Source organism: Kribbella shirazensis (genome assembly GCF_011761605.1).
Classification (GTDB): Bacteria; Actinomycetota; Actinomycetes; order Propionibacteriales; family Kribbellaceae; genus Kribbella; species Kribbella shirazensis.
In genome coordinates, this window is sequence record NZ_JAASRO010000001.1 from 5,847,890 (window position 1) to 5,867,594 (window position 19,705).

The 19,705-nt window shown below is 69.6% G+C and carries 19 protein-coding genes and 1 riboswitch; of the genes, 10 read left to right on the plus strand and 9 right to left on the minus strand.

The annotated features are described in order from the left end of the window. Window positions 1-14: 14 nt before the first annotated feature. From BJY22_RS28200 to BJY22_RS28210, 3 genes are all read right to left on the minus strand, one after another. Window positions 15-758 carry an SDR family NAD(P)-dependent oxidoreductase gene (locus BJY22_RS28200; RefSeq protein ID WP_337759285.1) on the minus strand — a complete coding sequence of 248 codons (744 nt, stop codon included), beginning with the start codon at window positions 756-758 and terminating at the stop codon, window positions 15-17. Window positions 759-789: 31 nt separating this feature from the next. Then, on the minus strand, window positions 790-1,857 hold the full coding sequence (gene rsgA / locus BJY22_RS28205; protein ID WP_167212499.1) for a ribosome small subunit-dependent GTPase A: 1,068 nt from the start codon (window positions 1,855-1,857) through the stop codon (window positions 790-792). Between the two features lie 157 nt (window positions 1,858-2,014). Continuing rightward, window positions 2,015-3,199: a YihY/virulence factor BrkB family protein gene (locus BJY22_RS28210; RefSeq protein ID WP_238350483.1), complete on the minus strand. Its 1,185-nt coding sequence runs from the start codon at window positions 3,197-3,199 to the stop codon at window positions 2,015-2,017. Window positions 3,200-3,262: 63 nt separating this feature from the next. Between BJY22_RS28210 and BJY22_RS28215 the strand changes: the two genes are divergently transcribed. The 3 genes from BJY22_RS28215 to BJY22_RS28225 all read left to right on the plus strand — a co-directional run bounded on the left by BJY22_RS28215 (window position 3,263) and on the right by BJY22_RS28225 (window position 7,036). After that, complete coding sequence (locus BJY22_RS28215) at window positions 3,263-4,927, plus strand: acyl-CoA dehydrogenase family protein (protein ID WP_167212505.1); 1,665 nt, start codon at window positions 3,263-3,265, stop codon at window positions 4,925-4,927. Continuing rightward, window positions 4,924-5,005: riboswitch (ZMP/ZTP riboswitch) on the plus strand. (Overlaps the previous gene by 4 nt.) 28 nt (window positions 5,006-5,033) lie before the next feature. Next, window positions 5,034-6,482, plus strand: a complete 1,449-nt coding sequence (locus BJY22_RS28220) for a glycine hydroxymethyltransferase (protein ID WP_167212508.1) — start codon at window positions 5,034-5,036, stop codon at window positions 6,480-6,482. A gap of 86 nt (window positions 6,483-6,568) precedes the next feature. Next, window positions 6,569-7,036, plus strand: coding sequence for a GbsR/MarR family transcriptional regulator (locus BJY22_RS28225; RefSeq protein WP_167212511.1), 468 nt, complete (start codon window positions 6,569-6,571; stop codon window positions 7,034-7,036). On the opposite strand, the gene BJY22_RS28230 is transcribed toward BJY22_RS28225, so the two are convergent. Then, window positions 7,005-8,195 (minus strand): amidase family protein, encoded by a 1,191-nt coding sequence (locus tag BJY22_RS28230; RefSeq protein ID WP_167212514.1) that lies wholly within the window; start codon window positions 8,193-8,195, stop codon window positions 7,005-7,007. The genes BJY22_RS28225 and BJY22_RS28230 overlap by 32 nt on opposite strands. Window positions 8,196-8,250: 55 nt before the next feature. Then, window positions 8,251-8,820: a winged helix-turn-helix domain-containing protein gene (locus tag BJY22_RS28235; RefSeq protein WP_238350484.1), complete on the minus strand. Its 570-nt coding sequence runs from the start codon at window positions 8,818-8,820 to the stop codon at window positions 8,251-8,253. A gap of 409 nt (window positions 8,821-9,229) precedes the next feature. Between BJY22_RS28235 and BJY22_RS28240 the strand changes: the two genes are divergently transcribed. The 5 genes from BJY22_RS28240 to BJY22_RS28260 all read left to right on the plus strand — a co-directional run bounded on the left by BJY22_RS28240 (window position 9,230) and on the right by BJY22_RS28260 (window position 14,732). Further along, a complete protein-coding gene (locus tag BJY22_RS28240) occupies window positions 9,230-10,918 on the plus strand; it encodes a nitrite/sulfite reductase (protein WP_167212517.1) in 1,689 nt (562 codons plus the stop codon). Between the two features lie 142 nt (window positions 10,919-11,060). Then, the gene (locus BJY22_RS28245) at window positions 11,061-11,747 is read left to right on the plus strand and encodes a phosphoadenylyl-sulfate reductase (RefSeq protein WP_167212520.1); all 687 of its coding nucleotides are present in this window, start codon (window positions 11,061-11,063) and stop codon (window positions 11,745-11,747) included. Further along, complete coding sequence (gene cysD / locus BJY22_RS28250; protein WP_238350485.1) at window positions 11,744-12,655, plus strand: sulfate adenylyltransferase subunit CysD; 912 nt, start codon at window positions 11,744-11,746, stop codon at window positions 12,653-12,655. The genes BJY22_RS28245 and cysD overlap by 4 nt, the downstream gene beginning before the upstream one ends. Continuing rightward, the gene (locus BJY22_RS28255; protein ID WP_167212526.1) at window positions 12,655-13,941 is read left to right on the plus strand and encodes a sulfate adenylyltransferase subunit 1; all 1,287 of its coding nucleotides are present in this window, start codon (window positions 12,655-12,657) and stop codon (window positions 13,939-13,941) included. Before cysD ends, BJY22_RS28255 begins: the two co-directional genes overlap by 1 nt. Further along, window positions 13,938-14,732 (plus strand): CbiX/SirB N-terminal domain-containing protein, encoded by a 795-nt coding sequence (locus BJY22_RS28260; protein ID WP_167212529.1) that lies wholly within the window; start codon window positions 13,938-13,940, stop codon window positions 14,730-14,732. The genes BJY22_RS28255 and BJY22_RS28260 overlap by 4 nt, the downstream gene beginning before the upstream one ends. Window positions 14,733-14,766: 34 nt before the next feature. On the opposite strand, the gene BJY22_RS28265 is transcribed toward BJY22_RS28260, so the two are convergent. Continuing rightward, window positions 14,767-15,645 (minus strand): DUF559 domain-containing protein, encoded by an 879-nt coding sequence (locus BJY22_RS28265; protein ID WP_167212532.1) that lies wholly within the window; start codon window positions 15,643-15,645, stop codon window positions 14,767-14,769. A 152-nt stretch (window positions 15,646-15,797) separates the two neighbouring features. Here BJY22_RS28265 and BJY22_RS28270 point away from each other — a divergent pair, with 152 nt between their 5' ends. Beyond that, window positions 15,798-16,025: a ribbon-helix-helix protein, CopG family gene (locus BJY22_RS28270; RefSeq protein ID WP_167212535.1), complete on the plus strand. Its 228-nt coding sequence runs from the start codon at window positions 15,798-15,800 to the stop codon at window positions 16,023-16,025. Further along, window positions 16,025-17,122: a Clp protease N-terminal domain-containing protein gene (locus BJY22_RS28275; RefSeq protein ID WP_167212538.1), complete on the plus strand. Its 1,098-nt coding sequence runs from the start codon at window positions 16,025-16,027 to the stop codon at window positions 17,120-17,122. Before BJY22_RS28270 ends, BJY22_RS28275 begins: the two co-directional genes overlap by 1 nt. Here the strand turns inward: BJY22_RS28275 and BJY22_RS28280 are convergent, their stop codons facing one another. Genes BJY22_RS28280 through zapE form a run of 3 tightly spaced genes read right to left on the minus strand, consistent with a single transcriptional unit; the run spans window position 17,123 to window position 19,701 of the window. After that, on the minus strand, window positions 17,123-18,040 hold the full coding sequence (locus tag BJY22_RS28280; protein WP_202891298.1) for a polyphosphate kinase 2 family protein: 918 nt from the start codon (window positions 18,038-18,040) through the stop codon (window positions 17,123-17,125). Between the two features lie 14 nt (window positions 18,041-18,054). Then, window positions 18,055-18,678: a hypothetical protein gene (locus BJY22_RS28285; protein WP_167212545.1), complete on the minus strand. Its 624-nt coding sequence runs from the start codon at window positions 18,676-18,678 to the stop codon at window positions 18,055-18,057. A 12-nt stretch (window positions 18,679-18,690) separates the two neighbouring features. Further along, window positions 18,691-19,701, minus strand: a complete 1,011-nt coding sequence (gene zapE, locus BJY22_RS28290; RefSeq protein ID WP_167212548.1) for a cell division protein ZapE — start codon at window positions 19,699-19,701, stop codon at window positions 18,691-18,693. Between the last annotated feature and the right edge of the window lie 4 nt (window positions 19,702-19,705).

Genomic DNA, 19,705 nt, shown 5'->3' on the forward strand with positions numbered 1-19,705 from the left:
CGGAAGCCGCCGGGTTACATCCGCAGGTAGGAGCCGCCGTTGAAGTCGAGGACTGTGCCGGTGGCGAACTCGGCCTCGGCCGACGCCAGGTACAGAATCGCCGCGGCGACCTCCGACGGATCGGCGACCCGCTCCAGCGGGCTCTCCAGCCGCCGGCGGTCGTAACCGTCGCCGGACAGGTTGACCGCGGCCATGTCCGTCACCGTCCAGCCCGGAGCGATCGCCGTGACCGCGATACCTTCGGGTCCCAACGCCCGGGCCAGCGACTGCGTCAAGGAGACAATCGCCGCCTTCGACGCGCCGTACGCGGGCTGGTTGGGCTCACCGCGGAAGGCACCGCGGGACGACACGTTCACGATCCGCCCGCCGCGCGTCATGTGCTGAACCGCGCACCACGTGACGTTGGCCGGTCCAACGAGATTCACCGCGAGCGTGTCCGTCCACGCCCGCTGCCATTCGGCGTACGTCGTCTCGCGGATCCGGTGCGGGTGGTAGACGCCGGCGTTGTTCACCACGACGTCGATGCCGCCCAGCGCGGATGCCGCGTCCGACACCATGCTCTCGATCGCGGCCGGGTCGGCGAGATCGGCCTGCACCATCAGGTGGCCCGAGCCGGGCAGGTCCTTCACCACCTCCGCGGCGGCCGCACCCGAGGCGCTGTAGTGCACAGCCACCCGGTCACCCGCGGCGGCGAACGCCCGCGCCGTCGCCGCACCGATCCCCCGCGAAGCCCCCGTCACCAGCACTGATCGGTTCACGGAACCGATCCTTTCATCACCGCCCCGGGCGTCACTGCCGAGGGTTGATGTCCCGGCGGTACGACTTACTGGCCCGCGCCCAGTCCTTCTTCGCCTCCGACCGCAGCCGCGCATCCGCACGGCGAGCCATGTACACCGCCTCGCGCTGCAGCTTCACCCAACTCTCGTAGCGCCGGTACGGCAGCGTCCCTTCCTCCAGCGCTACCTGGACCGCACACGAGGGCTCCCGCTGGTGCGAGCAATCCTTGAACTTGCACCGCTCCGCCAGCTCCGTGATGTCAGGGAACGCCGCGGCCAGGCCCTCCCCGCTCTCCTGCAACCCGATGCCCCGCAGCCCAGGCGTATCGATGACGACCCCGCCCGCGGGCAGCACGATCAGCTCACGCCGTACCGAGGTATGCCGCCCCTTGCCGTCCTCACGGATGTCCTGCACGTCCAGCAGTTCCACACCGGCCAGCGCATTCACCAAAGACGACTTACCCGCCCCACTGGACCCCAGCAACGCCAGCGTCGCGTCCCCGTCCAGCAACTCCCGTACGGCGTCCATCCCGGCACCTGTGGTCGCACTGCACACCAGCACGTCCGCACCGGGCGCAGCAGCCGCTACGTCCTCGGCCACCAGCTCGGCGTCACCGACCAGGTCGGCCTTGGTCAGTACGACGACCGGACGCGCACCGCTCTCCCAGGCCAGTGCCATGAACCGCTCGATCCGCACGATGTTCGGCTCCGGCACGAGACCGACGACGATGGCGATCACATCCACGTTCGACGCGAGCACCTGCCCGCGGGACGAGCCGCCGACCTCCGCCCGGACGATCGCCGTACGGCGGGGCAGCACCGACTCGACCGTGATCCGGTCGTCCGGCCAGTACCGCAGGACGACCCAGTCCCCTGTGCACGGGCCGGCCTGAGGATCGGACGCCAGGTCGGCGAGCAGCGCGCCGGACCAGCTGGCGCGCACCGGTCCGTCCTCGGTGAGTACCGTCGCCAGGCCCTTGTCGACCCGGGCGACGCGTCCCGGCACGAGCTCGTCCGGGACGGAGTGCAGGAAGTCGGCCGTGGAACCGTCGAGTCCCAGGGCCTGGAGAGTGGCTGACATGCGGCGAACCTTTCAGAGGGTCCGGCCGCGAGATCAGCTCAGCGGACGGACGGTGTGGGAGGCATCGACCCGTTGGGCCTCTGCGTAGCTCATGGCGGGTGCCTCCCTTCCCAAAGTCCCGGCGGCCCCGAGCTGGGGACCGTGTGTCGCGATGCCGTCAGCGTAGGTCGTCGGTGTCACTCTGCGCACCGGATTTTCCGACCGAGGCAGGACTCCGCGCACCATCACCCTCAACCTGAGCTTCAGCCTCACGCCGTGGGCGAGACTCGGCCCCGGGCGCGGTCTTGCGCGGGTGCTCGGAGAGCTTCTCCACCTTCCGCGCGGCCTCGGTCTCCGGGCGCTCGTCCTCGACGACCGGGGTCAGCGGGTGCCCGTGCCCGTGCTCGTGGTGCGGGTCCGGCTCCGCCTTCATCACCGGCTCGATCTCGTCGTCGCGCGGCGCTTCGTCGTCGGTCGTCGCGGACTGCTTGACCTCGGCAACCTGTGCCTTGTGCGGCCACAGCCGGTCCACGACCGCGTTCAGCGCGGCACCGATCAGTACGGCGATCGCGCTCATGTAGAGCCACATGAGTACGGCGATCGGCGCGGCCAGCGGGCCGTAGATCGACGTACCGCCGACCGTGCTCTGCAGGATCCACCGGAGCACGAAGCTGCCCAGGATCCAGATCGACAGCGCCAGGAACGATCCCGGGAGGTCCGAGACCCACGGCGTACGGACCGGCACCGAGAGGTGGTACAGGGTGTTCAGGAAGCCGGCGGACAGGATGGTGACCACGGGCCAGTACAGCTGGTTCAGGAAGTCCAGCCGGTGCGGCAGGAGCGCGTCGACCGCGTCGGGTCCGGCCAGCACCAGCGGCAGGACGATCACACCGATCACCAGCGCCGCGCAGTACAGCGAGAAGGACAGCGCGCGGGTGCGGACGATGCCGCGCTTGCCGCCCATCCCGTACATGATCGTGATGGTGTCGACGAACACGTTCAGCGCACGGCTGCCGGACCACAGGGCGAGCACGAAACCGATCGAGATGACGTCCGGCCGGCCGCCGTTCAGCACCTGGTTCAGGGTCGGCACGATCACGCTCTGGACCGAGTCGTCGGTCAGGGCCCGGGCCGCGAGCTCCGCGATCTGCTGCTTGATGTCGTTGATCGTCTCGACCTCGAACCACTTGCTCGCGATGTAACCGAGCGAGCCGGCGAGCCCGAAGATCAGTGGCGGCAACGACAGGATCGCGAAGAACGCCCCCTCGGCCGCGAGCCCGGTGACCCGGTAGCGCAGACAGACCCCGACGGTCTGGGTGAGCAGCTTCCAGGTCGTCGCCGGGACCTTGCGAACCCATGCCAATGAGAGGGAGCTCCCACCAGTGGGTCCTGCCCCAGAACGTGCCATACCGCTTACCGTACTGACATGGCGGACCCATTCGCGGTAACGAATCAGGCTCCCCCACTGCGGGGCGTGAACTTCTTCACCCAGGACCAGCCACTGGGTGACGCTCTGCGTCCGTACGCCGGGCTCGCAGGGGACCTCGCCGCCGATCCCGGACTGCGGCGGATCGGCGAGCTCGCGGGGTCCGAGGAGGCCCGCGCGCACGCGCTCCCGGCGAACCAGAACCCACCCGTCCTGCGCACCCACGACCGGTACGGGAACCGTGTCGACGAGGTCGAGTTCCACCCGTCGTGGCACTGGCTGATGGAGCAGGCCGTCGGGTTCGGGCTGCAGGCCGCGCCGTGGACGAGCGACCGGCCCGCACCGCATCTGACCCGGGCCGCCGGGTTCTACCTGTGGTCGCAGGTCGAGCCGGGACACGGTTGCCCGATCTCGATGACGTACGCCGCGGTGCCCGCGCTGCGGGCGGACGAGCGGCTCGCGAAGGAGTGGATCCCGGCGCTGGCGTCGACGCGGTACGACGTACGCCGGTTGCCGGCCGCGGCGAAGGGCGGGGTGCTCGCCGGGATGGGGATGACCGAGAAGCAGGGCGGGTCCGACGTACGGGCGAACCTCACGACGGCGACGCCCGTGGACCGGGACGGCGAGTACGAGCTGAACGGGCACAAGTGGTTCTGCTCCGCGCCGCAGGTCGACGTGTTCCTGGTGCTCGCGCAGGCGCCGGACGGGCTCAGTTGTTTCGTCGTACCGCGGGTGCTTGCCGACGGCAACCGGAACCCGTTCGCCCTGCAACGGCTGAAGGACAAGCTCGGGAACCGGTCGAACGCGTCGTCCGAGGTGGAGTTCCACGGCACGATCGGCTACCGGCTCGGGGACGAGGGCGCCGGGGTGCGGACGATCATCGAGATGGTCGCGGCGACGCGGCTGGACTGTGTCCTCGGGTCCGCCGCTCTCCAGCGTCGCGCTCTGGTGGAAGCGGTCTGGCACACGCGGCATCGGTCGGCGTTCGGTGGGCTGCTGGCCGACAAACCCGCCATGCAGAACGTGCTGGCGGATCTTGCGCTCGAGTCGGAGGCAGCGACGGCCCTGGGGATGCGCTTGGCGGCAGCGGTTGATGCGGCCGTCGGGGGCGGCCCGCAGGCCGCGGTCGGGGGCGATCCGCAGGCGGCGGCGTTCCGGCGGATCGGGTTGCCGCTCGCCAAGTTCTGGGTGTGCAAGCGGACGCCGTTCATGGTCGCGGAGGCCCTCGAGTGCCTGGGCGGCAACGGGTACGTCGAGGAGTCCGGGCTGCCGCTGCTGTACCGGGAGTCGCCGCTGAACTCGATCTGGGAAGGGTCGGGGAACGTGAACGCGCTCGACGTCCTGCGGGCGCTCCGCAGGCCCGAGTCGCTCGATGGCTGGCTGACCGAGATGGCCGCGGTACAGGGTGCCGACGCTCGGATGGACGCCGCGGTGAACGACGTACTGCAAGCGCTTGCTGATGCCGAGAACGCCGAAGCCGGTGCGCGCAGGCTGGCTGCCCAGATGGCCCTGTGCCTGCAGGGTTCGCTGCTGATCCGGCATTCGACGCCGGAGGTTGCGGAGGCGTTCGTCGCGTCACGGTTGGCCGGTGACTGGGGCGGGGTGTTCGGGACGCTCCCGCGGACGACACCGTTCGAGCGGATCGTCGAGCGCGCGATAGGGTGAGGCGTCGCGACTGGCGCGCTGAGGTGGAGAACCACCGGGGAGCGAAACCCGTCGGCACCGTGCGCCTGGGTGCCTTCGACCCACTGCAACCGCAGGAGAGACAACGATGACTCAACCCTTCGACGCCGCCGCCGCGTCGGCCGCGTACAACAACGCGCTGCAGGTGATCGCCTCGGTGGAGCCCACCATCGCGGGCGCGATCAGGGCCGAGCTGGCCGACCAGCGGTCCTCGCTCAAGCTGATCGCCAGCGAGAACTACGCCTCCCCCGCCACCTTGCTGACAATGGGCAACTGGCTGTCGGACAAGTACGCCGAGGGCACCGTGGGGCACCGCTTCTACGCGGGCTGCCAGAACGTCGACACCGTCGAGCAGACCGCCGCCGACCACGCGCGCGAGCTGTTCGGCGCCCCGCACGCGTACGTCCAGCCGCACTCCGGCATCGACGCGAACCTGGTCGCGTTCTGGGCGATCCTGGCGCAGCGGATCGAGTCCCCGGCGCTGGCCGAGGCGGGCGCGAAGCACGTCAACGACCTGTCCGACGAGGACTGGACCAAGCTCCGCAAGGCGCTCGGCGACCAGAAGATGCTCGGGATGTCGCTGGACGCCGGCGGTCACCTGACGCACGGCTTCCGGCCGAACATCTCCGGCAAGATGTTCAACCAGCACTCCTACGGCACCGACCCGGAGACCGGGCTGCTCGACTACGACAAGGTCGCCGCGACCGCCCGCGAGTTCAAGCCGCTGATCCTGATCGCCGGCTACTCGGCGTACCCGCGCAAGGTGAACTTCGCGAAGATGCGCGAGATCGCCGACGAGGTCGGCGCGACGCTGATGGTCGACATGGCGCACTTCGCCGGCCTGGTCGCGGGCAAGGTGTTCACGGACGACTTCGACCCGGTCCCGCACGCGCACGTCACCACGACCACGACCCACAAGTCGCTGCGCGGCCCGCGCGGCGGCATGGTGCTCTGCCAGCCGGAGTACGCCGACGCCGTCGACCGCGGATGCCCGATGGTCCTGGGCGGTCCGCTCAGCCAGACGATGGCCGCGAAGGCGGTCGCGCTGGCCGAGGCGCGGCAGCCCGCGTTCCGTGACTACGCGCAGGCGGTCGCCGACAACGCGGTGACGCTGGCCGAGGGCCTGATGAAGCGTGGCGTGAAGCTCGTGACGGACGGCACCGAGAACCACCTGGTCCTGCTCGACGTGTCGTCGTACGGCATCACCGGCCGGCAGGCCGAGTCGGCGCTGCTCGACGCGGGCATCGTCACGAACCGCAACGCCGTACCGCGGGACCCGAACGGCGCCTGGTACACCTCCGGGGTCCGGATCGGTACGCCGGCGCTCACCACGCGGGGCCTCGGCGCCGACGAGTTCGACCGGGTCGCCGAGCTGATCGTCGACGTGCTGTCCGCGACGACGCCGACCACCACATCCGCGGGCGCGCCGTCGAAGGCGAAGTACGTGCTGGCCGACGGGGTGGCCGACAAGACCAAGGCCGCCTCGGCCGAGCTGCTCGACAAGTTCCCGCTGTACCCGGGCCTCGAGCTCAGCTGATCACACGACAGCGCCCACTTCCCGCGACGGCGGGAAGTGGGCACTCAACTATCAGAAGGTTGTAATAGTTGAGGTAGGGTGCGGGCATGTCCGAGCCCACCCCAGAGGAGATCAGCCGGTTCGTCGAGCGGTTCGCGGGCGTGCTGGCGAACAGCGGCGTACCGACGATGTCGGCCCGGGTGATGGGCGCGATGCTGGTCAGTCCGACCGGGACGATGACGGCGGCCGAGCTCGCCGAGTCATTGAAGATCAGTCAGCCGGCCGTGTCCGGTGCCGTCCGGCAGCTGCTCCAGGTCTCGTTCATCTCCCGCGAGCGGCTGCCCGGATCCCGCAAGGACCACTACCGGATCCGCGAGGACGTGTTCGCCGCGATCCTGGAGCGCCGCAACCTGGCGCTCAGCGAGTGGGAGTCGACCAGCCGCTCCGGTGCGGCCCTGTTCGGCGAGGACTCCCCCGTCGGCCGCCGCCTCACCGAGGCCGCCGACTTCTTCGCCTTCATCCACACCGACATGGAGCAGATGATCAAGAGCTGGCGCGCCGAGCACCCACGCTGACCACCGGCAGCGGGAGTTCGACCGCGAGGCGCCGCGCGACCGCCAAGGCCACTGCGTCCGAGCCGTGCGGTGCGACGACCTGTGCGCCCACCGGCAAGCCGTCCGACAGGCCGGCCGGCACGCTGACGGCGGGATGGCCAGTCACGTTGAACACCCAGCACGGATCCCCGGTGACGATGCTCTGCTCGTGCTGGTCGTAGCCGTGGGCAACAGTCAGCGTGGTCGGTGTCACCAGCGCGTCCACGGTCGCGAACAGGTCGGCCAGCGCGGTGTTGTTGAGATCCCGCACCTGCCGGGCTCGGACGGCCGCGGTCGCGTCCACACCGCGCCCGTTGTCCAGCGCCGACAACACGGACCACGCTTCGTCGGTCGGGGCGAGCTCCAGCGGTACGTCGACCGCCTCGACGCCGGCCTCCGCCAGCCGCTCCCGCAGTACGCGATCGACACCGGGATCCGCGGGACACTGCCCGAGGGTCGAGCGGTACGCCACCCGCCACGGCCGGTCCACGAGCGACGGCACCGGCCAGTGCGGAAGGGCCGTCGGATCGAGGCGATCGGGTCCGCTCGCGATGCTGGTCGCAAGGATCACGTCGTCGAGATCCGCGCCGAGGAGGCCGGCCGTGGTCAGCCCGCCGAGCGGTCGCCCACCCGGCCGAGGGATCCGCCCGTACGTGCCCTTGAACCCGACGATCCCGCAGAACGACGCCGGAATCCGCAACGAGCCGCCGCTGTCGCCACCTGTCGCCAGCGGTACGACGCCCGCTGCCACCGCGGCCGCCCCGCCGGCGGTCGAACCGCCCGGCGAGCGGGTGCTGTCCCATGGATTGCGCGTGTACTCCCGCCCGTTCCACCCGAACGTGAGAGAGACCGCCCCGGCGCGCGCCCGCGTCGACCACCCGATCGGGATCGCACCGGCCGCGGTCAGCCGCGTGAGCAGCGGCGACTCCGGCGGCGTCCGGGACTTGATCAGGAACGGTACCCCGGCCAGCGGCCCGGTCGGCTCCGAGCGGGCCAGTGCCCGCGCACCGTCGGCATCCAGCTCGTCGAGGAAGTGCAGCACCGGGTCCAGGCGCCGCGCGGCGTCGAGGGCCTGTTCGACAACCTCCAGCGCTGTCATGCTTCCCGACCGCACCTGCTCCGCGATCGCGCGAGCAGTCACGATGCGATCCGGGGCGAACACCCGCGCGGGTGTACGCGGCGAAGGACCTCGGTGGTCAGGGCCGGGCAGGTACCGCGTGGGCGAAGAAGTAGACCCGCTGGGCGTCCTCACCTTCGGCGGGGTGGTCGTGGTACTCGCGGACCAGTTCCTCGATCCGCTCACCCAGCTCGACGAGTTGCTCGGGCGTCAATGTGAGCCATCTCTCGGTCGCGTACGCCGCCCGCCCCCAGGCTTCGCCGGACTCGTGCCGGATGTCGAACCACTGGCGCACCTTCGCGACCTGATACGCGAGGTTCGCGTCGTCGGCCGTAGCCGCGACCAACTCGGCCGCCCGATCCCCCTCCGCGTCCGGGATCGACCAGGAGTACTGCGAGGTGTCGCCGATCCGCCACCACCGCTCGCGCCGGGTCTTCGCCAGTTCAGGCGCTTCGACGATCACGCCCGCGGACGCGAGAACCTTCAGGTGATGGCTCACATTGCCGACAAGTTCTCCGGTGGCCCCGGCCAGTCGCGACGCGGTTGCCGGGCCGTCGACGGACAGCAGGTCGATCAGCCGGCGGCGCAGCGGATGGTGGACGGCGGCGAGGACGGACGGCGCCACCGCCCGGCGGTTGGCAGGCGTCATGGACGGCACCGTAGCTTTCACAAGAACTCTTGCACAAGATCTCTTGTGAACGATGATCATGCTCCGAATCAATCTTCACCAGACTGGTAGACATATCCACATCGTGAGATCGGGTCTCAGGATGTAGGAATGGGAGTTGATTTGTCAGGCTCTGGCGCTGACGCTTGTGGACATGCTCGCTGCCCTCTCCACCCACCTCGTAGGTCGGCTCCATGTCGACCTCGGGCGGATGCGCAGCGCCATCTGTTGTCCTTCGATGTTCTGACAGCCACCCTGCCCGGGCCAATGACGGCCCCCTGATCTCCCCCGATCACCGCTGGGTGCGCACCGCGCGGAACGTATCGAACCGACGACGCTTCGATGCCCGCCCTCGGTGAGCACCTGTCACGAGGACAAGGACACGCCCCCGATGACTGCCGGCGTCACCACCCCTGCCCGCAAACCTGCCCGCCCCCGCAAGGGCAAGGGCGAAGGCCAGTGGGCACTCGGATACCGCGAGCCGCTGAACAAGAACGAAGAGAACAAGAAGAACGACGACGGCCTGAACGTCCGGGCCCGGATCGAGAACGTCTACGCGCACCGCGGCTTCGACTCGATCGACCCCGCCGACCTGCGCGGCCGGTTCCGCTGGTGGGGGCTGTACACCCAGCGCAAGCCCGGGATCGACGGCGGCAAGACCGCGACGCTCGAGCCGGAGGAGCTGGACGACCGCTACTTCATGATGCGGGTCCGGATCGAGGGCGGCCAGCTGACCACCGAGCAGCTCCGGGTGATCGCCGAGGTCTCCACGCTGTACGCGCGCGACACCGCGGACATCACCGACCGGCAGAACATCCAGCTGCACTGGATTGCGATCGAGGACGTGCCGGCGATCTGGCAGCGGCTCGAGGCCGTCGGGCTCTACACCACCGAGGCGTGCGGCGACGTACCGCGGGTGGTGATCGCCAGCCCGGTCGCGGGGATCGCGGCGGACGAGATCATCGACCCGACGCCGGCCATCGACGAGATCGTCGACAAGTACATCGGCTCGAACGAGTTCTCCAACCTGCCGCGGAAGTTCAAGACCGCGCTGACCGGTCACCCGTCGCACGACGTCGTACCGGAGGTCAACGACATCGCGTTCGTCGGCGTCGTGCACCCGGAGCACGGCCCGGGCTTCGACCTGTGGGTCGGCGGCGGCCTGTCGACGAACCCGATGCTCGCGCAGCGGCTGGGTACCTGGATCCCGCGCGAGGAGGTCGCCGAGGCCTGGTGGGGCGTGACCAGCATCTTCCGCGACTACGGCTACCGCCGGCTGCGGAACCGGGCCCGCCTGAAGTTCCTGCTCGCCGACTGGGGCGCCGAGAAGTTCCGGGACGTGCTCGAGACGAAGTACCTCAAGCGGAAGCTGATCGACGGCCCGGCTCCCGAGGTCCCCGCCGTCCAGGGTGACCACGTCGGCGTCCACAAGCAGAAGGACGGCAAGTACTTCGTCGGCGTCGCGCCGGTCGTCGGCCGGGTCTCCGGTACGACGCTCGCGAAGGTCGCCGACGTCGTCGCGGCGCACGGGTCGAACCGGATCCGCACCACCCCGCAGCAGAAGCTTCTCGTGCTGGACGTCGAGGAGTCGCAGGTCGACTCGCTGGTCGCCGAGCTGGACAAGCTCGGGTTCCAGGCGAACCCGTCGGGCTGGCGGCGGAACACGATGGCCTGCACCGGCATCGAGTTCTGCAAGCTGGCGATCGTCGAGACCAAGGCGAAGGCCGCGCGGCTGATCGAGGAGCTCGAGGAGCGGATCCCCGAGCTCGACGTACCGATCACGGTGAACCTGAACGGCTGCCCGAACTCCTGCGCCCGGATCCAGACCGCCGACATCGGCCTCAAGGGCCAGCTGGTGATGGGGGCCGACGGCAAGCAGGTGCCGGGCTACCAGGTGCATCTCGGCGGCGGGCTCGGCCTGGACGCCGGCTTCGGCCGGAAGCTCCGCGGTCACAAGGTCGCCGCCGACGACCTCACCGACTACGTCGAGCGTGTCACCCAGAACTACCTGAAGGAGCGCAACGAGGGCGAGCGCTTCGCCCAGTGGGTCACCCGAGCGGACGAGGAGGCACTTCAGTGAGCGAACGAGCTGCACCTCTCTACTGCCCCTACTGCGGGGACGAGGACCTTCGTCCTTCCGAGGAAGGCCATGGCGCGTGGGAGTGCCGGCCGTGTGCGCGGGTGTTCCAGCTGAAGATGATCGGGTTGCGGGTGACGGTGGAATGAGTACGGACTTGAAGACGCTCGCCGAGGAGGCGAACGAACGGCTCGCCGACGCGTCGGCGGTGGAGGTGCTCGCCTGGGCGCGCGAGACCTTCGGTGACGAGCTGGTGGTGACCGCCTCGATGGCCGATGGTGCGCTCCCCCATCTCGCGGCCGAGGCGGCGCCAGGGGTCGACGTACTGTTCCTCGACACCGGCTACCACTTCGCGGAGACGATCGGGACCCGGGACGCGGTGGCGGCGACGTTGCCGATCAACCTCGTCAACGCGCTGCCGAAGCAGACCGTGGCCGAGCAGGACGCGGAGTACGGCGAGAAGCTGTACGCCCGCGACCCGAACAAGTGCTGCGCACTGCGCAAGGTCGAGCCGCTGAACCGGTACCTGTCCGGCTACAAGGCGTGGGTCACCGGCATCCGCCGCGAGGAGGCGCCGACCCGCGCGAACACGCCGGTCGTCGAGTACGACGAGAAGCGCGACATGGTGAAGCTCAACCCGATCGCGCCGTGGACGCAGGAAGACCTGGACCAGTACATCCAGGACAACGGCGTACTCGTGAACCTGCTGCAGTACGACGGGTACCCGTCGATCGGCTGTGAGCCGTGCACGCAGCGCGTCGCGCCGGGCGAGGACCCGCGCAGCGGCCGCTGGGCGGGCACCGGCAAGGTGGAATGCGGGTTGCACACATGACGATCACAGCGACCAACACAGTGACAGAGCTCGATGCTCTGGAAAGCGAATCGATCTTCGTGTTCCGCGAGGTGGCGGCGGAGTTCGAGCGGCCGGTGATCCTGTTCTCCGGTGGCAAGGACTCGATCGTGATGCTGCACCTGGCGCGGAAGGCGTTCGCGCCGGCGGGTGTGCCGTTCACGTTGCTGCACGTCGACACCGGGCACAACTTTCCCGAGGTACTGGCCTATCGCGACTCGGTCGTCGCGGAGCTCGGGCTGCGGCTCGAGGTGGCGAGCGTCGAGGACTACATCGCCGACGGCCGGCTGCGGGAGCGCACCGACGGGACGCGCAACCAGTTGCAGACGATTCCGTTGCTGGACGCGATCAACGCGCACCGGTTCGACGCAGTGTTCGGCGGCGGCCGCCGTGACGAGGAGCGGGCCCGGGCGAAGGAGCGGATCTTCAGTCTGCGGGACGAGTTCGGTCAGTGGGACCCGCGCAACCAGCGGCCGGAGCTGTGGTCTCTGTACAACGGGCGGCACCGGCCGGGTGAGCACGTGCGGGTGTTCCCGCTGTCCAACTGGACCGAGCTGGACGTGTGGCACTACATCGAGCGTGAGCAGATCCCGCTGCCTTCGATCTATTACGCGCACGAGCGGGACGTGTTCGAGCGCGACGGCATGTTGCTTGCCGTCGGCCCCTACTCGCAGCCGCGCGAGGGCGAGACCGTCAGCAGCCGCCAGGTCCGGTACCGGACCGTCGGCGACATGTCCTGCACCGGCGCCGTCGCCTCCACGGCGACGTCGGCGGCCGAGGTCGTGATCGAGGTGGCGGCCAGCGAGATCACCGAACGCGGCGCCACCCGCGCCGACGACCGGGCCAGCGAGGCCGCGATGGAAGACCGCAAGCGAGAGGGGTACTTCTGATGAGCACCCTGTTGCGGCTGGCAACGGCCGGATCGGTGGACGACGGCAAGTCGACGCTGGTCGGGCGGTTGCTGCACGACTGCAAGGCGATCCTCGCCGACCAGATCGCCCACGTGAAGACGGTCTCGGAGGCCCGCGGCGGCGACTTCGACTTCGCACTGCTCACCGACGGCCTGCGGGCCGAGCGCGAGCAGGGCATCACGATCGACGTCGCCTACCGGTACTTCGCCACCGACAAGCGGTCGTTCATCCTGGCCGACTGCCCCGGGCACGTGCAGTACACGCGCAACACCGTGACCGGCGCGTCCACGGCGGACGTGGTGATCATCCTCGTCGACGCACGTCACGGCGTACTCGAGCAGACCCGCCGGCACCTGGCCGTCGCCGGGCTGCTCCGGGTCCCGCACGTCGTCCTCGCGGTGAACAAGATCGACCTGGTCGACTACGACGAGGCCGTGTTCACCAAGATCGCCAAGGACGTCAGCGAGGTCGCCGACCAGCTCGGCATCGCCGACGTCCAGGCCATCCCGGTGTCCGCGCTCGTCGGCGACAACGTCGTCGACCACTCGGCCGCGACCTCCTGGTACGACGGGCCGACGCTGCTGCAGTACCTCGAGAACGCGACCGGACGCACCGACACTTCGAACCAGCCGCTGCGGTTCCCGGTGCAGTACGTGGTCCGGCCGCAGACCGACGACGAGTACCGCGACTACCGCGGCTACACCGGCACCGTCGCCTCCGGCACCGTTGCGGTCGGCGACCCGGTGATCGTGCTGCCCACCGGCCGCCGTACGACGATCGCCGGCATCGACCGCCCCGTGGTCACCCCGACCAGCACCGCGGTCGCCGAACGACCGTCCGCGGTCGCCGGCGAAGCCGTCACGATCCGCCTCGCCGACGACATCGACGTCGCCCGCGGCTCGGTGATCGTCGCCGCCGAGGCCTCCCCCGGCACCCGCCGGGAGCTGGCCGCCACCGTGAGCTGGCTGTCCGACCGGCCACTGACCGTCGGGGCCCGGGTGCTGATCAAGCACACCACGACCACCGCACAGGCGATCGTCACCAAGATCACCGGCGCGCTGGACCTCGACACGCTCGGAGTCATCGACGCCACCGAGCTCCACCTGAACGACATCGGCAAGGTGCAGCTCAAGATCGCCGCGCCGCTGGCCGCCGACCCGTACTCCAGCAACGCCATCACCGGATCGTTCCTGCTGATCGACGCCCACGACGGGTGGACGCTCGCAGCCGGCATGATCGACGACGAAGAAGGGGAACTGCTGTGACTGCTCCAGCGCTCGTGATCCTCGCCCACGGCAGCCGCGACCCGCGCTCGGCCGCCACCGTCCACGCCCTCGTCAAGTGCCTGCGCGACATGCGTGACGACCTGCGGATCGAAGCCTCCTTCCTCGACCACTGCCCGCCCACCCCGTACCAGGTGCTCGGCAAGCTCGCCGCCGAAGGTGTCGAGGAGGTCGTCGTCCTGCCGCTGCTGTTGTCGGCCGCGTACCACGCGAAGATCGACGTCCCCGCGGTCGTCGACGAGGCGCAGAGCCGGTTCCCGAACCTGCGGATCATCGCCTCCGACGTCCTCGGGTACGACGACACGCTGCTCGACGTCCTCGACCGGCGGATGCGCGCCGAACTGAAGGACGGCCGGGTGCGTGAGCTGGACGCGCTGGTACTGGCGTGCGCCGGCTCCAGCGACTCCCACGCCAACGCGAGCGTCACCCGCCTCGCGCGGCTGTGGGGCCAGCGGCACAAGCTCCCGGTGACCGCCGCGTTCGTATGCGCCGCGTCGCCGTCACCCGCCGAGGCCGTCCTCCAGTGGCGCCTGGAGGGTCGCCGCCACGTCGCGGTCGGCTCGCTCTTCCTCGCGCCCGGCGTACTCCCCGACCAAGCCGAGACCACGTCCCGCCGCGCCGGCGCCGTCGCCGTCTCCCGCCCACTCGGCGTCAGCGCCGAGGTGGCCCGCCTGGTCCTCCTCCGCTACGGCGTAGCCGGCCTGGACCTCCTCACCCTCGACCCGGCCCCCCGCCCGGTCGTCGCCCGCCCCCTGCTGGTGCACTCGGCCTGAACCTCCACGCAGGCAGAACCCCCTGCCAAGCCCCTCAAGCGGCCCGTTTTCGGGGGTTCTGCCTGCGTGGCCGTCCATCGCGGACGGCAGCCAACGCCTCAGCGACCCATCCGTCATCCAGCACAACGTCCTCCCAGGAGAAGCGGAGCAGGGTCCAACCGCGCATCGCCAGGTTGACGTAGCGGCGGCAGTCGCGACGCAGCGCCTCACGGGACGCGTGGTAGGCGAACGAATCGGCCTCCAGGACGATGCGCAACTCCGGGTGCCCGAGGTCGACGCGGGCGAAGAAGTCGTCGTCGGCGATCACCAACTGCGGAACGAAGCCACGGCAACCGGCCTCCAGGACGCGCGCCCGCAGTACCGATTCCAAGGCGGACGCCGCCCGCGGGTCGCCCGCCTCGGCCAGCTTGATCCCTCGCGCTCGCCCAGGCCCTCGGACCGCGAACGCCGCGTCGAGTAGTTCGTCGCGCGTCACCAGGCCCTTGCGCAGCGCCGAGTCGACGATCGCCAGAGCCTCGCAGAACGGGAGGGTCCGCGCGCAGTCGAGCAGGGTGCGCACCGGTGTCGTCGCGCCGTCGAACTCGGCTACATCGCCCCAGTGCAGCGTGCACGCCAGCCGCGAGATCCTCCGGCGCTGGTTGCGCCCGACAGTCACGTGGGGCTTGAGCGGAGTCGTGACCACGTCGAGCCCGAGGTGTTCCGCCGCGCTTTCGTGCGACAGCACCCCGCCGTAGGACCGCGCGACGGTCAAGGGTGAGACGTCGAGCGGCAGTGCGTACACGCCCTTGGCGACCCGCTTGATCCGCTCCTCGGCCAGGGCGATCCGCAGGTCCCGCGCGGGCACGTACTCGCGCAGTTGGGCATACGTCGCACTGCCCCCCGACCTTTGCAGGACTTCGACGACGTCGGCCATGGAGCAAGCGTGGCAAGAACCGCCCCCTCCGCGCAGGCGCTATCCACAGGCGTACCCCCACGCAGACAAAACCCCCTGAAACGGCCCCAGGAGCCTCCGAAACCGGGGTTCTGCCTGCGTGGAGATACAACTAGCGTGATATCTTGCTATCTATGGCGAAGGACTCCACGAAGAACATCTTGTTGCGGCTCGATCCCGGGTTGGCGGAGCGGTTGCAGACCGTGGCGTCGGTGGAAGGGCGATCGGTGTCGGACGTGGCGCGGGAGGCGATTGCGGCGCTGGTGGATCAGCGGCGGCAGGATGCGCGGTTCAGCCGGTTGCTCGAGGAGAACCTCACGCGGCACGAGGAGTCGTTGCGCCGGCTGCGTGGAGACGACTGATGCGTTATCTCGGTCGGTACGACGTCCTCGCCGTCGCCGCGCGTGTCCTGCGCTGCGCGTCCGACGACGCGGTACGCCGATCGGATCTCGACGCGATCGACCGCGTCCTGGACGACGTCCGGTCGACGAGCATTCTGGCGGAGGCGGCCGGCGTACTGCTCGCCGGTCTGGTGCGAGCGCGCCCGTTCGACGGCGCGAACCGGGTCGTCGCGGTCGCGGTCGTGCTGCAGTTCGTCGCACTCAATGGGGCCGAACTGCAGCTGGAGCCGGTCGAGGACGTCGACGAGCTACTCGACAAGATCGCGGACGGAGAGGCAGGCCATCAGCTGGCCGCGAGCTTCATCCGCAGCCGTCTCGAACACCGACCGGTCACGGCCGAGGACCTACAGGAACACTTCCAGATCGAGCTGATGCTCCAGCAGGAGGTCCTGACCTTCGGCATCGAGCAGGAGTGGTGGAGGGGGATCCAGATGTACGAACGGTTCAGCGAACAGGCCCGGCAGGTCATCGTCCTGGCCCAGGAGGAGGCGCGCGGCCTCGACCACGTGTACATCGGCACCGAGCACCTCCTGCTCGGCGTGATCACGCTCGGGACGGGCGTCGCCGCGCGGGTCCTGACCGACCTCGGCATCACCGCGCCGGCCGTGCGCGACCTGATCGTGGAGATCATCGGCCGCGGCCAGAGCGGGGCGGCCGCCGGATCGATCCCGTTCACGCCGCGGGCGAAGAGCACCTTCGAGTTCGCCTGGAGCGAGGCCAAGGAGCGCGGCGCGGACCAGGTCGCTCCCGAGCACCTGTTGCTCGGCGTGCTCCATGACGGCGACGGCGTCGGCGGGCAGATCATCACCAAGCTCGCCGAGGACGTCGACCGGGTACGGCGCAAGCTCGATCAGCGGATGGACTGGCGCCGCCGGTCCGAGTCCGTGGTCGCCGAGGTGGTCGCCGAGGAGCAGTCGGCGAGCTGGACGACGTACGGCCGCCGTCATCACCTGATCGCCGAGCTGAACGCCGTCCTGGACGAGAACGAGCGCCTGCACGAGCAGGTCGCGAGCCTCCGCGAACTGCTCCGCCGGCACGGCATTAACCCGGACAGCTGACTAGGTCGCCGCGAGGCGCTTCTTCTCCTTCTCCACGTCGAAGTCCGCGGTGGGCCACTCCGGGTTCAGCTCCTTCAGCGTCTCCAGGAGGATCGTGGTCACGGCCCAGTTCCGGTACCACTTGCGGTCGCCCGGGATGACGTACCACGGCGCGTCCGGTGTGTTGCAGCGCTCGATCGCCGCTTGGTACGCCTCCATGTAGTCCGGCCAGAGCAGCCGCTCGTCGACGTCGCCCGGGTTGTACTTCCAGTGTTTGGTCGGGTCGTCGAGCCGCGCCTGCAGCCGGGCCAGCTGCTCGTCGGGCGAGATGTGCAGGTAGCACTTCACGATCGTCACGCCGCTCGCGGTCAGCTCGGCCTCGAACTCGTTGATCTGGTCGTACCGCCGGCTCCACACGTTCGGTGTGACCAGCTCGCGCACGCGGGCGATCAGCACGTCCTCGTAGTGCGACCGGTCGAAGATGCCGATCAACCCGTGCTCGGGCACAGCCTGCCGGATCCGCCACAGGAACCCGCGGCGCTTCTCGGCCGGCGTCGGCGCCTTGAACGACGTGATCTTCAGGCCCTGCGGATCCATCAGCCCCGCGCCGTGGCGGATCACGCCGCCCTTGCCGGAGGTGTCCATGCCCTGCAGCACGAGCAGGATGCTCCGCTCCCCGCCGCTGCGTCCCTCGGCGAACAGCCGCTCCTGCCAGTCCGACACCTCGGCGCCGAGGTTCTCCAGGGCGAGCTTGCCGTCCTCCTTCGTCCCGTTGAACCCAGCCGTCGCGCGAGTGTCGTACGTCGCCAGATCCACCTCACCGGCCGGGACCCGCAGCAGCTCCCGCAGTCCCCCACCAGCCGTGGGCTCAGTCGCCTTCACGGGCGCCTTCACAGCCGGCTTGTCAGCGGCCTTCTGCCCCTTCTTCTGCTTCGCCATCCGCTCATCCTGCCTCATCGACTGCCGACTTCGGCGGCTTTCCGCCGTCGCCGCACCCACAGGATCAGCTCGACCACGAGGATCAACAACGGGCACACGATGATCCCGGCCGCCATGCCCACCACCAACCCACCGGCCGCAGCCATGCACCCCTGTTCCTCTTCCCCCGTACAGGAGCGCCCGAAGAACCAAGCCGAGAGCAACCCGAAGGTCATCGTCACCGCCGCTATGCCGATCAGGTACGCCGGGATGCGCAACAACCAGGGCTTCGCACCGAGCGCGACCCCCGCCGTCGTGACCAGCAGACACGACAGCAGGAAGACGAACCCCTCGAAGTACATGAGCTCGGCCTCGCTCCCGACCCAGATGAACCGGAAGCTGACGTTCACGACCTGCTCCCAGACGATGAGCAGCGTCAGGACCCCGAGCACGATCCCCAGCCACAGTCGCGCCTTCGGCTCCGGCCAGGCGACGACAACGGCGGCTGCCGCCGGAATCACCATCAGTTTGGCGACGGAGAAGGTCCAGTCCGGACCTCCCCCGTCGGTGAACGAAATGAACCCGCCGGCAGCCAACAGCCCGAGTGTCACCGCCAGTAGCGCCAGGGACGCCGTAAGCCGATTCAGCGCGATCCGCATTCCTTCAGGGAATCATGCGGCGCGGGCCAACGCGATCAGCCGCGACAAGGCCCGCAGGTACTTCTTCCGGTAGCCGCCCTTCAGCATCTGCGCCGAGAACAGCTGGTCCAGCGGCACCCCGCCCGCCAGCAGGGGCAGGTTGCGGTCGTACATGCGGTCCGCGAGCACCACGAGCCGCAACGCGACGTTCTCGTCGGTCAGCGGCCGGATGTCGGTGATCGCCACCGTCTCGACCCCGTCGAGGAGGGCGCCGTACTTGCTCGGATGCAGCTCGGCCAGATGGCGGTGCAGATCGACGAAGTGGTCGCACGACGCGTTCCGGCGTACGGCGGCCTCCTGCTCCACCTTCTCGTCCGGCCACGGGTCCGGCGCGACCGGGAGACCGCGGTGCCGGTAGTCCGGACCGTCCACCCGCCGTACGTCGAAACGCGCCGCCAGCCCCTGGATCTCGCGGAGGAAGTCGACCGCCTGGAACCGGCCCTCGCCGAGCTTGTCCGGCAACGTGTTCGAGGTGGCCGCGAACTCGACGCCGGCGTCGACGAGCTGACCGAGCAGGCGCGAGATCAGCATCGTGTCACCGGGATCGTCCAGCTCGAATTCGTCGACGCAGATCAGCCGGTACGACGACAACGCCTCGACCGCCGTCCGCAGTCCGAGCGCGCCGACGAGGTTCGTGAGCTCGACGAACGTGCAGTACATCTTCGGGCCGGACGCCTCGTGCCACAGCGACGCGAGGAGGTGGGTCTTGCCGACGCCGAAACCGCCGTCGAGGTAAATCCCAGGTTTGCCCGGAGCCGCACGCGCGGGACGCAACCGAGCCCAGAACGAGGGTGTCGGCCTGGGAGTCGCGAGCCGGGCGGCGCGCGCCGTCAGCACGGCCAGCGCCTCGGCCTGCGACGGCTCGTCCGGATCCGGGCGGTACGTACCGAACCGGACGTCGGCGAACCGCGGCGGCGGAACGCACTCGGACAGCAGCCGATCCGGACTCACCTCCGGCCGCCGTTCACTCAACCGCACCACCATGGCC

Coding starts and splice junctions, on each gene's coding strand:
- BJY22_RS28285 (WP_167212545.1), bottom strand. CDS start 18,678: ATGCGGATCGCGCTGAATCGGCTTACGGCGTCCCTGGCGCTACTGGCG.
- BJY22_RS28280 (WP_202891298.1), bottom strand. CDS start 18,040: ATGGCGAAGCAGAAGAAGGGGCAGAAGGCCGCTGACAAGCCGGCTGTG.
- BJY22_RS28215 (WP_167212505.1), top strand. CDS start 3,263: ATGGCGGACCCATTCGCGGTAACGAATCAGGCTCCCCCACTGCGGGGC.
- BJY22_RS28240 (WP_167212517.1), top strand. CDS start 9,230: ATGACTGCCGGCGTCACCACCCCTGCCCGCAAACCTGCCCGCCCCCGC.
- BJY22_RS28275 (WP_167212538.1), top strand. CDS start 16,025: ATGCGTTATCTCGGTCGGTACGACGTCCTCGCCGTCGCCGCGCGTGTC.
- cysD (WP_238350485.1), top strand. CDS start 11,744: ATGACGATCACAGCGACCAACACAGTGACAGAGCTCGATGCTCTGGAA.
- BJY22_RS28225 (WP_167212511.1), top strand. CDS start 6,569: ATGTCCGAGCCCACCCCAGAGGAGATCAGCCGGTTCGTCGAGCGGTTC.
- rsgA (WP_167212499.1), bottom strand. CDS start 1,857: ATGTCAGCCACTCTCCAGGCCCTGGGACTCGACGGTTCCACGGCCGAC.
- BJY22_RS28255 (WP_167212526.1), top strand. CDS start 12,655: ATGAGCACCCTGTTGCGGCTGGCAACGGCCGGATCGGTGGACGACGGC.
- BJY22_RS28245 (WP_167212520.1), top strand. CDS start 11,061: ATGAGTACGGACTTGAAGACGCTCGCCGAGGAGGCGAACGAACGGCTC.
- BJY22_RS28265 (WP_167212532.1), bottom strand. CDS start 15,645: ATGGCCGACGTCGTCGAAGTCCTGCAAAGGTCGGGGGGCAGTGCGACG.
- BJY22_RS28220 (WP_167212508.1), top strand. CDS start 5,034: ATGACTCAACCCTTCGACGCCGCCGCCGCGTCGGCCGCGTACAACAAC.
- BJY22_RS28270 (WP_167212535.1), top strand. CDS start 15,798: ATGGCGAAGGACTCCACGAAGAACATCTTGTTGCGGCTCGATCCCGGG.
- BJY22_RS28235 (WP_238350484.1), bottom strand. CDS start 8,820: ATGACGCCTGCCAACCGCCGGGCGGTGGCGCCGTCCGTCCTCGCCGCC.
- zapE (WP_167212548.1), bottom strand. CDS start 19,701: ATGGTGGTGCGGTTGAGTGAACGGCGGCCGGAGGTGAGTCCGGATCGG.